Origin of the sequence: Actinomadura sp. DC4, assembly GCF_030406325.1 — a bacterium.
In the GTDB taxonomy this organism is placed as follows: domain Bacteria; phylum Actinomycetota; class Actinomycetes; order Streptosporangiales; family Streptosporangiaceae; genus Actinoallomurus.
On sequence record NZ_JAUEQY010000010.1, the window covers coordinates 231,467 to 245,066 of the forward strand.

The following is a 13,600-nucleotide window of genomic DNA, read 5'->3' on the forward strand; positions in this document are numbered from 1 at the left end:
CGAGACGTGCGTCAGCCACCCGTGCCGAACCGCAGCTGGGCGAGTTCGCGGAGCGCCATGGTGGGCAGCAGGACCGAGATTCCGGAATGGGTGTGGAACGTCGACATGTCGCGCCACACCCGCTCGATCCGCTGGCCGTGGCGGACCGAGCTCGAGCCGGCGGTGGGGAAGACGAACTCCTCGACCGCGCGCCAGCAGAGCTTGATCACGTGCCGGGCGACGCCGCTCAGCCGCAGGTCGTGCTCCCGCGTGAACGGGCCCCGCGCGCACAGCCCGGTCCACTGTTCCACGGCGCCGAACACCGCGGCCTCGGCGGTGGCGATCAGCGCGGTGGCCTCGCCGTACCAGTACTGGTAGTCGGGGTTCGAGGCCCGGCCGACGATCGGCGGCACCACGGTCGTACGGGTGCGCATCAGCTCCTCGTACGCGTCGAGCGCGCCCTTGGCCATGCCGACGGAGAGGGCGGCGACCTCGAGGTTCATGAAGCTGAGCGGGCCGCCGGCGTACTCCGGGTTGCCGTGCAGGCGCAGGCCCGGCGTGCCCCCGTCGACGGCGGCCCGGCTGGCGTGCGTCCGCTCGATCGTGAAGTGCGCGGGGATACGGCCGTTCTCCATGACGATGCTGTGCGAGCCGCTGCCGTTCAGGCCGAGCTGGCCGCCCCAGTCGTCCAGCCGCCGCCACTCGCTGCGCGGCGCGATGAACAGCATCGGCTCGGGCTCCCCGTTCCCGTCGGAGTCGACCATCGTGTGGCCCATGAAGTGTGTGGCGTACGGCGCGCCGGAGCCGTACTTCCACGTGCCGTTGAGCACCCAGTCCCCGTCGCCCGTACGCTCCGCGGTGCCGCTCGGCACGATCATCAGGGGGCAGAGGAACTCCCCGGAGCCAAAGATCTCGTCCTGGGTCCTCTCCTCGAAGAACGTCGCTGCGGCTTGCGCGTGCGCGGCGCCCAGGCAGTACATCCACCCGGTCGACGGGCAGCCCCGCGCGAGCGCCATCGAGACGCGCAGGAAGGTGCCGATCCCGTACTCGTAACCCCCGTACCGCCGGGGCACCAGGATCCGGTAGAGGCCGGCCGCGGCGAACTCCTCGTGGGTGTCCTGGGCGTAGAAGGTGCGTTCCTCCGTTTCGGCCTGGCGGTCGGTCAGCGTGGGCGCGATGGCCTCGGCCAGCGCGACGAGCTCCTCCGGGCTGCGATCGGGCGCGGCCGGGGACGGCCGGTGTTCCGCGGTGTTCGGTTCGGCTGCCATGCGCAGCTCCTCAGGGTCTCGGCTGGTCGGCGAACCGCGAACCCGTTCATCCCGGCTCGTGCCCCCCGAGCCGGGATGAACGGGGCGGGTGTCAGCGCAGCGTACGGACGAACGTCCGTACGTCGCCGACGAACAGCTCGGGCTGTTCCATCGCGGCGAAGTGGCCGCCGCGCTCGAACTCGCTCCAGTGCGTGAGCGTCGGCAGGAGCGGCTCGGCGAACGAGCGGACCGGCCGCACCGCGTCCTGCGGGAAGTTCGCCACGCCGACCGGCATGGCGAGCGGCCACGGACCGGCCCACGTACGGATGAACTCGGCGTCGAGGTGGCTGGACTCGTAGTAGAGCTGGGCGCTCGACCCGGCGCTGGCGTTGAGCCAGTAGATCGTGACGATGGTCAGCAGCTGGTCGCGGTCGACCGCGTCCTCGGGGGCCTTGTCCGAGTCGGTCCACTCCTTGTACTTCTCGGCGATCCAGGCGAGCTGCCCGACGGGTGAGTCGGTCAGCGCGTAGGACAGCGTCTGCGGGCGGGTCGACTGGAGCTTGCGCCAGCCGGAGCCGTCCTGCTCGAACCACATGGTGAACTGCAGCCGGCCCTGGTCGGCCTCGCTGAGGTCGGCGAAGGCCGCGGGGTCCTCCGGGGGGAAGGCCGCGAACATGTTGAGGTGCACGCCGATGACGTGCTCGGGGTCGGCCAGGGCGAGCTTCAGCGTGATCGGCATACCCCAGTCGCCGCCCTGCGCGACGTACCGGACGTAACCGAGCCGCTCCATGAGCTCCGCCCAGGCGCTCGCGACCCGGTCGGTGTTCCAGCCGGCCTCGGCCGGGGCACCGGAGTACCCGTAGCCGGGAATGGAGGGCACGACCACGTGGAAGGCATCGCGCGCCTCGCCGCCGTGCGCCGTGGGGTTGGTCAACGGCTCGATCACGTCGACGAACTCGGCGAACGAACCCGGCCAGCCGTGGGTCAGGATCAGCGGCGTGGCGTTCGGCTCCGGGGAGCGTACGTGCATGAAGTGCACGTCGACCCCGTCGATCTCGGTGAGGAACTGCGGGTAGCGGTTCAGCCGGTCCTCGGCCGCACGCCAGTCGAAGCCGTTCCGCCAGTAGTCGGCCAGCTCCCTGACATACCCCAGCGGGATGCCACGGTCCCAGCCGACGTCCGGAAGCTCGCCCGGCCAGCGGGTCGCGGCGATCCTCCGGTGCAGTTCGTCGATCTCAGCCTGCGGAGTCTCGATTCGGAAGGGACGCATGGGGCTGCCTTTCGGTCTCGGTCACCGGCGAGCCGTTCGGCTCCGGGGTGCTGGGGAACAGGGAGCGGCGCAGGACGCGGAGCGCCGTGCGGGGCTTCATCAGGGCCATCGGCCGGTCCACGAGGCCGGCCACCCGGATGAAGGCGTTGGTGAGCTCGGAGTCGTGGACGGCGGCCTTCTGGAGCTTTCCGACGTACGCGTTGGCGATACGGAGCTTCGGCGTCCGGTTCCCCTCGACGCCCGGGTAGGCGAGGTCCGCGCCGGCCGAGACGTCCCAGGGGTCGGCGATGTCGCGGGCGACGTCGGCGAAGTAGCGGCGTGCGTCGGGCCGTGGCCCGTTCGCCAGGTGCTTGCGCAGGGTGAGCGACTCCAGCGAGGCGACGGTCATCCCCTGGCCGTACACCGGGTTGAAGCTGCACACGGCGTCGCCCATCACGAGCAGCCCGCCGGGGAAGCGGGTCAGCCGCTCGTAGTGCCGCCACACGCTCGCGGGGAACTGGAAGGTCACCGCGTCGTCGAGCGGCTCGGCGTCGCGTACGGCGTTGTAGAGATCCGGGATCGGCAGCGACCGGGCGAACGCGTGGAAGCCGTCCGGGTCGGTCGGCGCGTGGTCGCCGCGGATGCCGATGAGCGAGAGCTCGACGCGGCTGCGGGAGGCCGGCAGCCGGTAGAGGATCCCGCCCCGCGGGTGTTCCGGCGTCGCCACCGGGATGATCGCCAGCTCGTCGCCGAAGGGGTCGGCCGGCAGGTCGTAGTGGCGGGTCGTGTAGGCCAGCCCGATCTTGATGCGTTCCTCTTCGGGGCGGTCGTACCCCATCTCCTCCAGCCAGGCCGGCGTGCGCGAACCGCGGCCGGTCGTGTCGATGACCAGGTCGGCGGAGACGACCTCCTCCGAGCCGTCCTCACGCCGGATCCGCGCGCCGGTGACCCGGCCGGCGTCCGGCGTGGTCTCCAGGCCGAGGATGTCGCACCGCTCCAGGAAGCTCACGTTGGCGATGGCCCGTGCCCGCTCCCGTACGTGGAACTCCAGGACCGGGCGGGTGGCGGGCACGCACATCAGCCCGGAGCGCGCCGACCGCAGCCGCTGTCCGTTGAAGTACCAGCGGATGTCGCCGTTGGCGTCTCCCGGGACCGTCCCGGCGGCGGTCAGGTCGTCGGTGAGCCCGGGGAACTGGGCCTCCATGATCTGGTGGCCCCGCGCCAGCAGGGCGTGGGCGTGGCGCCCGTGCGGGACGCCGCGCCGGTACCCCGTGACCCCGGTCAGCTCCTCACGGTCGATCAGCAGCACTTCCCGGAACACCTCCGACAGCACCCGGGCCGCGAGCATGCCGCCCATGCTCCCGCCGAGTACCACCGCGCGGTCTCCAACGAGGTCGCCCATCGCGGACACCTCCTCCAATCGTGAATGTCGGTCACGTCGCAGCGCGAGGTGGCCGCGACGGGCGGACCCTCGCCTACATGTAGAGGGTGTTGGGCTCCAGGCCGCACAGGATCCGGCCGTACAGCTCCAGGTTCGTGGCCGGGTGCAGGATCGCGTGCTGGTTGAGCGTCTGGACGTCGCGCTCGATGCGCTGCATCGGCACGGACTCATAGATCGAGGACGCTCCGCTGGCGTTGTTCAGGATGTCCACGGACTCCTTCGCCCGCTGGATCGTGTAGGACGCGTCGAGACGGATGCGGGCGCGGTCGCGCAGGGACCACGAGTCCCCGTTGGTGTTCCGGTAGTCCAGCTCGCCGGCGGCCCGGTGCGCGTGGAAGCGCGCCTCGTCCGCCTTCACCTCGGCCTCGGCGACCTCCAGGTGGGTGATGGGCGCCTCGCTCTGCTTCTCGTACGAGGTGTAGGTGATCTTCCGGTCGGGCAGCCGCTCGAAGAAGACGTCACGCGCCGCCTCGGCCAGGCCGAGCGCCGTGCCGATGGTCGACGTGCAGGCGGTCAGCAGCAGCGGCCCGCGGTAGACCGGGTTGTCGCGGTTGCGCTCGGAGGCGTACTGCTCGTGCAGCATGCCGCCCATGGGCTGGACGCGGTGGGCCGGGATGAACAGGTCCTGCGCGACGGTGGACACGCTGCCGCTGCCCCGGAGGCCGGCGGTGTGCCAGTCGTCGATGATCTGCAGGTCCGACATCGGCACCAGCGCCATGATCGGCGCCATCTGGCCGTCGGGCATGGGCGCGATCGCGACGAGCTCGTTCCACTGGCTGTGCAGGGAGCCGGTGTTGAAGGCCCACTTGCCGTTGACGACGTAGCCGCCGTCCGTGGGGGTGGCCATGCCGGTCGGGCTCAGCAGGCCGCAGACCCGGACGTCCGGCGTGGAGAACACCTCGTCCTGGACCTCGTCCGGGAAGAGGCCGACCAGCCAGTTGCAGATCGACCAGACCGCGGCGGTCCAGGCGGCCGAGGCGTCGCCGCGGCCGACCTGGGTGAGCACGTCGACGAGCGTGCGCATGTCGGCCTCGTAGCCGCCGTAGCGCGCGGGCACCCGAAGCTTGAAGATGCCGGCGTCGGCCATCGCCTCGATCGACTCTTCGTGCAGGCGCCGGTTCTCCTCGGCCCAGGGCGCCTTCTCCTGGAGATGCGGGACCAGGTCCGCCGCGCGGCGGACGAGTTCCGGCTTGGACGGGGCATCAATGATTTCGGTCATGGCTTCCCTCGAGAGATGAACGCGGTCACTTGGGGCTGTTCTGGTACGTGGCCAGGCTCCACTCGCCGTCGCGCTTGACGACCACCCAGGAGGCGCGGATGGTGTCCTCGGGCGCGAGCTCCGTGGCGCCGGCCGCGATCACGCCGCCCTCGGTGACCATGACCGCGGACTCGTCGCTCAGGAACTGCAGCTCCAGCGGAGAGCCGGTGACCGAGGTGTCCTTGTACGGCCCGGCGAACGCCTGGCTCATGAAGGCGCGGATGTCCTTCCGGCCCTTCTGGTAGACACCCGGAAGGATCATGGTTCCGTCCTCGACGAAGAGCCGGGAGAAAGCGTCGGCGTCGTGCTCGGCCCACGCCGCGACGAGGCGTCCGGGGAGGGCCGCTATGGCGGCCATCTCCGCGTCGGCGGGGGCTTTTGCCTTGGTGGCCATGCGCGTTTCCTCACTGTAGGGAATGACAATTCGGTGACGCTCCGGACGAGGGTCGCATCCGGCTTCGCCGGGTCGCATCTCCCAAACTGCGACCACGGTGCGCGGGCGCCCTCACCGAGTGCCCCCGGTTGGACTCGAACCAACACCTGAACCCTTTTAAGGGGCTTGCCTCTGCCACTGGGCCACGGGGGCACGATAAGGATTTACTCGAATTCACTTACGGCAGCGTGACATCGGCATCGCCGACGATGCATCTCCGAGATTGTGCGGCCGATCGGCGCGGCTCTCAGCACGGCAGGAGAAGTATTCACCGCGCGCGCGAGGGAGTATTCATGACCGAGGTGATTCATGTACATCATTGGGAACGGCCTCATCGCCCGAGCCCTGCGGCCGTTACGCGACCGGCACTCCGGCGTGACCGTGCTCGCGGCGGGCCTGCCGGGCCACCATCTGCCCGAGTCCGAGAACGCCCGCGAGGCGGCGCTGGTCCGGGAGACGATCGCGCGCTGCCGCGCGGGCGGGCATCAGCTGGTGTTCTTCTCCACGACCAGCATGTACGGCGGTCCGGGTAACAACGGCCGTGAGGACGAACCGGTCATTCCCTCCACCGCGTACGGGCGGCACAAGTTCGACCTGGAGACGCTGATCCGCGACGAGGGAGTCGACCACCTGATCCTGCGGCTGACCCAGGTGGTCGGCCCGGAAGAGCCCGACTTCCGGCTGTTACCGACGTTGATGAAACAGCTCGCGACGGGCGGCATCCAGGTTCATCGCCACGCGCGCCGCGACCTGCTCTACATCGACGATTTCGTCACGGTCGTCGACGGGCTTCTCAGCACCCGGCCGATGAATGAGGTGGTGAACGTCGCCTCGGGCGAATGCGTGCCGGTCGGGCAGATCATCGACCATCTGGCGGAACGCCTCGGCATCACCGCCGAACGGCAGGTTGTCGACGACGGAATCGCCTACTGTTCATCGATCGCGAAACTACGGGCGACCGTTCCCGAGGTCGCCGGAATCGATTTCTCGCCGGGTTACTACAAACGCGTCATCGACCGCTATCTGAAGGACGGCCGATAATGTCCACTTATCTCGCCGGCAACACGCCCTGGCCGCTGAGCGTCCCGGTCACCCCGGAGGGCCGCCGGCTGCTCGATCTGGTCGCCGGGCAGCTGCCGGAGATCGCGGCCTCCGCCGCCGACAACGACCGCGACGGGACCTTTCCCTACGCCACGTTCGAGCGCTTCCGTGACAGCGGAGTGATGGGCGCGACGGTCCCCGCCGAGCTCGGGGGCCTCGGCGTCAGCCGCCTCTACGACGTCGCCGCCGCGCTGCTCGCCGTCTCGACCGCCGACGCCTCCACGGCACTGGCGCTCCACATGCAGTTCAGCCGCGGCCTGACCCTCACTTACGAATGGCGGCACGCCGAACCCGGCGCCCAGGTCCTCGCCGAGGGGCTCATGCGGGAGATGGGCGCGGGCAAGGCCGCGGTCTGCGGGGCGGCCAAGGACCACCCGTCCTCCACGACCACGCTCGTCCCCGACGGCACCGGCGACTGGATCCTGTCGGGCCGCAAGACGCTCGTCAGTATGGCCCCGATCGGGACGCACTTCGTCGCGCACGCCTCCGCGCTCACCGGGGCGCGGACACCGCGGCTCGCGGCCCCGATCGTGCCGCGCGACACCCCCGGCGTCACCGTGCTGGACAACTGGCAGGGGCTCGGCATGCGCGCCTCGGGCACCGTCGACGTCATCTTCGACGAGTGTCACGTGCCCGACCGCAACGTCTTCGTCCGCGATCCCGTCGGCGCGCGCAACGACGCCGTCCTCGCCGGTCAGACCGTGAGCTCCATCACCATGCTCGGCATCTACCTGGGCATCGCCCAGGCCGCGCGTGACTCCACCGTCGAGACGCTCAGGGGAAAGTCCGGCGAGCCGCCGGCCGGCGCCCGAACGCTCATCTCCCACATCGACGCCAACCTCTACACGCTGCACGCCACCGTCGCCGCCGCGCTCACCAACGCCGACACCTACTCGGCCGACCTGTCCGGCGACATGGACGAGCGCGGCCGGCGGATGATGCTGCCCTACCAGTACGCCAAGCTCACGATCAACGAGCTGGCGCCGGCCATCGTCAACGACTGCCTCGCCGTCACCGGCAGCCGGGCGTACGCCACCACCCACGACCTGTCCCGCCTCTACCGCGACGTACGGGCCGGGACCTTCATGCAGCCCTACACCTACAGCGACGCCGTCAACTTCCTCAGCGCGCAGACGCTCGGCCTCGACCAGGACAACAACTACATGAGCGTCCGAGCCGCGAAGTCCGCCCCGACGACCTGACCTCAAGGAGGGCACATTCGTGAGTGCCGGCATCGACACGACGAGCATTCTCGAGGCACTGATCCCCGCCGTGCCGGGCGCGCTTCCGGACAGGGTGCGCGAGATCGGCCTCCCTCTGACCGCGGCGGCGCTCGTCGACGAGCTCGTCCACCGCTGTGACCCGCCCGCGCGGAGCGGCGGCGTCGACATCCACCTGCGGGTCACCTCCGGCCCGGAGTCCGCCGACTACGTCGTGGCGTTCGGCGATGAGACGGTCGCGGCCGAGCCCGGCGTCCCCGAGGAGCCGTGGGCGCGGGTGGAGTTCACCGCGGAGAACCTCGCCAAGGCGCTGTTCGGCCGTCCCGGTCCGATCAACACCGGCGCCTGGCGGCACGAGGCGCTGCAGCTCATCGGCCCGGACACCCCGCCCGGGGAGATCCCGGAGCTGCTGAAGGTGCAGGAGGGCGCGATGCGCGCGAACGACGCGCTGCTCGCCGCCTGCAGCCCGCACCGGCCGAGCCTGAACGAGCTCGCGAGCCGCTTCGGGACCGACAAGTGGGGCTCGGTGCACTGGTACACCCCGTACTACGAGCGCCACTTCTCCGCGTTCGCGGACGAGGAGGTACGGGTGCTGGAGATCGGCATCGGCGGCTACCACGACCTGGAGTCGGGCGGCTCCTCGCTGCGGATGTGGCAGCGGTTCTTCCGCCGCGGGATCGTCCACGGCCTGGACGTGTACGAGAAGCGCCTCGACACCCCGCGGGTCCGTACGATCCAGGGCGACCAGTCGGACCGGGACTTCCTGCGGAGGATGAGCGAGGAGCACGGGCCGTTCGACATCGTCGTGGACGACGGCAGCCACTTCAACCGGGACGTGCTCGCGTCCTTCGACGCGCTGTTCCCGCTGCTGAAGGAGGGCGGTATCTACGCGATCGAGGACCTGCAGACCGCGTACTGGCCGAGCTGGGGCGGGGACGATCGGGACACGGCCGCGCCCACGACCTCGATCGGGTTCTTGAAGAAGCTCATCGACGGGCTGTACCACCGGGAGTACGAGGCCGGAAAGCCGTCCTACCTGGACGAGAACGTCATGGGGCTGTACTTCTACCACAACCTCGCGTTCGTGCTGAAGGGCGCGAACAACGAGTGCGGCGCGCCGGCCGTGGTGCGCGAGACGCCTCCGGACTACATCCCCGGCGGCGAGGAGGAATAGCGCGAGGCCCTGGGGCGCGCCGCCCCAGGGCCTCGAATCCTCATGCCCCCGTGTCCGAGGCCCACGAAGGGCTCATCGCACGACGCGGAGCTGGATGTTCGTCGCGCTGGGCACCTCGGCGACCCGCATCGTCTCCAATCGCACGTTGCGGCCGCCCGGGTGGTCGAACAGCCGGATGCCGTCGCCGAGCAGAACCGGCGCGACGGACACGAAGATCTCGTCGAGCTCGCCCGCCTCGAGGCACTGCCGCGCGATGGACGCGCCGAGGACGCCGACGTACTTGTCGCCCACGGCGGCCTTGGCCGCGCTGATCGCCGCGCCGAGGTCGTCGAGGAACGTGACGCCCGGCCCCTGGTCGGCCGGGACGTGGTGGGTCACCACGAACTGCGGGCCGTCCCAGCCACCGCCGTACGGCTCACCCTGGTGCTCGGTGCCCTTGTACGGGTCGTCACCACCGAAGGTGTTGTTGCCGACGAGCAGCGCGCCGGTCTGCTCCATGATCTCGTCCACCGTCGGGTTGGGGCCCAGGTGGTCCGCCAGCCAGGACATATCTCCGTCTGGGCCGGCGATGAAGCCGTCCAGCGACATGGTGCACTGATATTGCAGCTTGGCCATGGCCTACCTCCGTTGCGAGTCGTTCGGCTGCCTCCTGTTGAGACGGCGAGCCGCGGCAAAACTCATCGGTGGGCGGATGGCAACGTCAGGGGCAGGTCGAACGCGGGGAACAGCTCCGGCTCGTGGAAGGCGGTGGCGTCCACGATGTGCTCGCCCTCGATGCGCATCACCGAGATCGCGAAGGCGCGGTAGGCGGACTCGCCGGGACGGCGTACGTAGGTCGCCACCGAGGGCTGCCGGTTGGCGCCGGTCTCCACCATGCGGAACTCGCCGACGTAGTCCGGCGAGCGGGGGTTCCAGCTCTCGGCGAGCGCCGCGACGACCGCGTCGCGGCCCTGGAACCACACCGGGAAGGGCGGCATCATCGAGCGGACCTCCTCGGCCAGGAGGCCGGCCACGGCGGTGAGGTCGGCGCGCTCGACCGCGGCCATGTAGCGCCGCAGCACCGCGCGCTCCTGCTCGGTCGGCTCCTCCGCCGGCGCCCACTCCATGCGGCGTTCGGGCAGGTGCTCGCGCAGCGTCGCCCGTGCCCGCTGCGACGCGCTGTTCACCGAGGCGACGCTGCCCTCCAGCAGCTCGGCGGTCTGCTTCGCCGGCCAGCCGAGCACGTCGCGCAGGATCAGCACGGCCCGCTGGCGCGGCGGCAGGTGCTGGATCGCGGCCAGGAACGCCAGCTCGATCGTCTCCCGTGCCACCACCACGGCGTCCGGCTCGGCCTCGGCCGACTCGGCCGGCTCCCAGAGGCGGTCGGGGAACGGCTGCAGCCATGCGACGTCTCCGCGGGGCGGCCGCGCGGTGGTCGAGTCGGCCGGTGGCGCGACGCTGTGCGGGAGGACGCGGTGCGCCCGGCCGTCGAGGGCGTCGAGGCAGGCGTTGGTCGCGATGCGGTAGAGCCAGGCGCGCAGCGTGGAGCGGCCCTCGAAGCCCGCGATGTTCTTCCAGGCGCGCAGGAACGTCTCCTGCACCAGGTCCTCCGACTCGTCGAACGAGCCGAGCATCCGGTAGCAGTGCACCCGCAACTCTGCGCGGTGATGCTCGACGAGCTCCGCGAACGCGGACTCGTCGCCCGCTCGGGCCGCGGCTACGAGGACATCATCAACCGCGCTCAAGAGCCGCCTCCGCTTGCGCATCGACCATCAGGTCCTGCCAGGAATGCTACGACAGACCGGGTCGCCTGGGCAGCGCCGTGACCGCCCCGGTCCGGTAACGCATTTCAGCGGATGCCTCGTACGGCGGCGGATGTGACGATCTGCTCGTGGGATATGTCCGAATCCCCATGACATTCCCCCCACGCCGTACTGCTGCGGCCGAGAAGGAAAGGCGGTCCGATGACGGTCCACACGCTGCTGAAGCCCCGCCACGACGGCGCGTTACCCGGGCGGGTCTCCGCCTCGGCCGCCGCGGTCGACGAGGGCGCCGGCACGCTCACCGAGGACTTCGCCGGCTGGCTCGCCGAGCAGGGCCGCGCGGCGCGGTTCCGGGTGGACCGCATCCCGTTCGCCGAGCTCGACGGCTGGTCGTTCGACTCCGAGACGGGCAACCTCGCCCACCGCAGCGGCCGGTTCTTCACCGTCGAGGGCCTGGACGTCGTCGCCGACGGGCCGCGGCCGCGCGCCTGGCAGCAGCCGATCATGGTGCAGCCGGAGGTCGCCATCCTCGGCGTCGTGGCCAAGGAGTTCGACGGCGTGCTGCATTTCCTCATGCAGGCGAAAATGGAGCCCGGAAATCCGGGTCTGATCCAGATATCGCCGACCGTACAGGCCACGCCCAGCAATTACACCCGGGTGCACAAAGGCGCCGACGTCAACTACATCGACTATTTCATCGAGCCCGGCCGCGGCCGGATCCTCGTCGACGTGCTGCAGTCCGAGGTGGGTTCCCGGTTCCACCACAAGGCCAACCGCAACATGATCGTCGAGGTCACCGGGGACGTGCCGCTGCGGGACCAGTTCTGCTGGCTCACGGCCGGCCAGATCGGCGCGTTCCTGCGGCGCGACAACGTCATGAACATGGACAGCCGGTCCATCTTCTCCTGCGTCCCGATGGCGAGCCCGTGGGCGCACGCGCTCCACTCGGACACGGACCTGCTGTCCTGGTTCACCGGCGTACGGTCCCGGCGGCACGTCCGCGCCACCCGCATCCCGCTGGCCAAGGTCTCGGACTGGGCGCGCGGCGAATGGTCGATCGAGCACGCCGACGAGCGCTACTTCCGCATCGCTGCGGTGGAGGTGGAGGCCGGAAACCGCGAGGTCACCCACTGGTCGCAGCCGCTCTGCGAGCCGATCGGGCTCGGCGTCAGCGCGTTCGTCGCGTGCCGGTTCGAGGGGGTCCCGCACCTGCTGGCGCACGCCCGCCCGGAGGCGGGCTTCCTGGACACCGTGGAGTTCGGGCCGACCGTGCAGTACACGCCGGAGGAGTACGCCGGCCTGCCCGACACCTCCCGCCCGCTCTTCGCCGACCTGGTGCGCGACGCGCCGCCGTCGCGTATCCGCTACGACGCGGTGCTCGCGGAGGAGGGCGGGCGGCTCCTCAACGCGGAGAGCCGCTACCGGATCGTCGAGATCGACGAGACCGAGGTGCCCTCGCCGCCGCCCCCGGACTACCAGTGGGTCACGCCCGGCCAGCTGTCCTCGCTCGTCCGGCACGGCCACTACGTCAACGTCCAGGCCCGCAGCCTGCTCGCGGCCTTCACCACCGGGGCCGTGGACTTCTGACCTGAAACGCCACATTCACTTGGTGCCGCATTGGAGGTCGTACGTGCCTACTCGCGTATGGGACTATCTGCCAGAGTACGAAAAGGAACGCGCCGACATCCTCGACGCGGTCGAGACGGTCATGGAGTCCGGGCAGCTCATTCTCGGCAAGAGCGTGCGCGGTTTCGAGGAGGAGTTCGCGGCCTATCACGGGCTGCCCCACTGCACCGGCGTCGACAACGGCACCAACGCGGTGAAGCTCGCCCTCCAGGCCCTCGGGGTCGGCCCCGGCGACGAAGTGATCACCGTCTCGAACACCGCGGCGCCGACCGTGCTCGCCATCGACGGCTGCGGCGCGACGCCGGTGTTCGTGGACGTCCGCGAGGAAGACTTCCTGATGGACACCGGCCAGGTGGCGGCCGCGATCACCGGGCGCACCAAGGCCATCGTCCCGGTGCACCTGTTCGGCCAGTGCGTCGACATGGCGCCGATCAAGCGCCTCGCCGCCGAGCACGGCCTGGTCGTCATGGAGGACTGCGCCCAGGCGCACGGCGCGCGCCACCACGGCGAACTGGCCGGGACCATGGCCGACGCGGGCGCCTTCTCCTTCTATCCCACGAAGGTGCTCGGAGCGTACGGCGACGCCGGCGCGGTCATCACCCGCGACGAGACGACGCAGGAGAACCTCCAGCGGCTGCACTACTACGGCATGGAGAAGGTCTACTACGTCGTGCGGACCCCCGGGCACAACGCCCGGCTCGACGAGTTACACGCCGAGATCCTGCGCCGTAAGCTGGGCCGGCTCGACGAGTACATCGCCGGCCGCCGCGCGGTGGCCGAGCACTACGTGGACGGCCTCGGCGACCTGGCCGGCTCCCACGGCCTCCTCCTGCCGCGCACCGCCCCGGGCAACGAGCACGTGTACTACATCTACGTCGTCCGCCACCCGCAGCGGGACGCGATCCTCGAGCGGCTCAAGGACTTCGACATCCACCTGAACATCAGCTACCCGTGGCCGGTGCACACGATGACCGGCTTCCAGCACCTGGGGCTCGGGAAGGGCACGCTGCCCGTCACCGAGCGGCTCGCCGACGAGATCTTCTCGCTGCCGATGTACCCCTCGCTGCCGCGGGAGCTGCAGGACCACGTCATCAGCTCCGTACGCAAGGTAGTGACGTCCCTCTGACCGG

12 protein-coding genes and 1 tRNA gene are annotated in these 13,600 nt (G+C 70.2%); 5 read left to right on the forward strand and 8 right to left on the reverse strand.

The annotated features are described in order from the left end of the window. Positions 1-11 precede the first annotated feature (11 nt). From QWU11_RS19105 to QWU11_RS19130, 6 genes are all read right to left on the reverse strand, one after another. Positions 12-1,247 (reverse strand): acyl-CoA dehydrogenase family protein, encoded by a 1,236-nt coding sequence (locus QWU11_RS19105; RefSeq protein WP_290113838.1) that lies wholly within the window; start codon positions 1,245-1,247, stop codon positions 12-14. A 91-nt stretch (positions 1,248-1,338) separates the two neighbouring features. Further along, a complete protein-coding gene (locus QWU11_RS19110) occupies positions 1,339-2,496 on the reverse strand; it encodes an epoxide hydrolase family protein (RefSeq protein WP_290113840.1) in 1,158 nt (385 codons plus the stop codon). Further along, complete coding sequence (locus tag QWU11_RS19115) at positions 2,462-3,877, reverse strand: FAD-dependent monooxygenase (protein WP_290113849.1); 1,416 nt, start codon at positions 3,875-3,877, stop codon at positions 2,462-2,464. The genes QWU11_RS19110 and QWU11_RS19115 overlap by 35 nt, the downstream gene beginning before the upstream one ends. Positions 3,878-3,950: 73 nt before the next feature. Next, positions 3,951-5,135, reverse strand: a complete 1,185-nt coding sequence (locus QWU11_RS19120) for an acyl-CoA dehydrogenase family protein (protein ID WP_290113851.1) — start codon at positions 5,133-5,135, stop codon at positions 3,951-3,953. Between the two features lie 25 nt (positions 5,136-5,160). Then, entirely contained in the window at positions 5,161-5,568 is a 408-nt protein-coding gene (locus tag QWU11_RS19125) for an SgcJ/EcaC family oxidoreductase (RefSeq protein ID WP_290113853.1), read from the reverse strand. Between the two features lie 119 nt (positions 5,569-5,687). Continuing rightward, positions 5,688-5,760 (reverse strand) — tRNA-Leu (locus QWU11_RS19130). A 222-nt stretch (positions 5,761-5,982) separates the two neighbouring features. On the opposite strand from QWU11_RS19130, the gene QWU11_RS19135 reads away from it, so the two are divergent. From QWU11_RS19135 to QWU11_RS19145, 3 genes are read left to right on the forward strand one after another with little or no spacing between them, the layout of a single operon-like run. Further along, complete coding sequence (locus QWU11_RS19135; protein WP_290113855.1) at positions 5,983-6,648, forward strand: NAD(P)-dependent oxidoreductase; 666 nt, start codon at positions 5,983-5,985, stop codon at positions 6,646-6,648. Next, complete coding sequence (locus QWU11_RS19140) at positions 6,648-7,910, forward strand: acyl-CoA dehydrogenase family protein (protein ID WP_290113858.1); 1,263 nt, start codon at positions 6,648-6,650, stop codon at positions 7,908-7,910. The genes QWU11_RS19135 and QWU11_RS19140 overlap by 1 nt, the downstream gene beginning before the upstream one ends. A 19-nt stretch (positions 7,911-7,929) precedes the next feature. Further along, a complete protein-coding gene (locus QWU11_RS19145) occupies positions 7,930-9,102 on the forward strand; it encodes a class I SAM-dependent methyltransferase (RefSeq protein ID WP_290113860.1) in 1,173 nt (390 codons plus the stop codon). A gap of 72 nt (positions 9,103-9,174) precedes the next feature. On the opposite strand, the gene QWU11_RS19150 is transcribed toward QWU11_RS19145, so the two are convergent. Together QWU11_RS19150 and QWU11_RS19155 are read right to left on the reverse strand one after the other, a co-directional pair. Continuing rightward, the gene (locus QWU11_RS19150) at positions 9,175-9,717 is read right to left on the reverse strand and encodes a dihydrofolate reductase family protein (RefSeq protein WP_290113882.1); all 543 of its coding nucleotides are present in this window, start codon (positions 9,715-9,717) and stop codon (positions 9,175-9,177) included. Between the two features lie 62 nt (positions 9,718-9,779). Then, on the reverse strand, positions 9,780-10,826 hold the full coding sequence (locus tag QWU11_RS19155) for a sigma-70 family RNA polymerase sigma factor (protein ID WP_290113891.1): 1,047 nt from the start codon (positions 10,824-10,826) through the stop codon (positions 9,780-9,782). A gap of 219 nt (positions 10,827-11,045) precedes the next feature. On the opposite strand from QWU11_RS19155, the gene QWU11_RS19160 reads away from it, so the two are divergent. Next, positions 11,046-12,431, forward strand: coding sequence for an NDP-hexose 2,3-dehydratase family protein (locus tag QWU11_RS19160; RefSeq protein ID WP_290113893.1), 1,386 nt, complete (start codon positions 11,046-11,048; stop codon positions 12,429-12,431). A 43-nt stretch (positions 12,432-12,474) separates the two neighbouring features. After that, on the forward strand, positions 12,475-13,596 hold the full coding sequence (locus tag QWU11_RS19165; protein ID WP_290113895.1) for a DegT/DnrJ/EryC1/StrS family aminotransferase: 1,122 nt from the start codon (positions 12,475-12,477) through the stop codon (positions 13,594-13,596). Positions 13,597-13,600 lie beyond the last annotated feature (4 nt).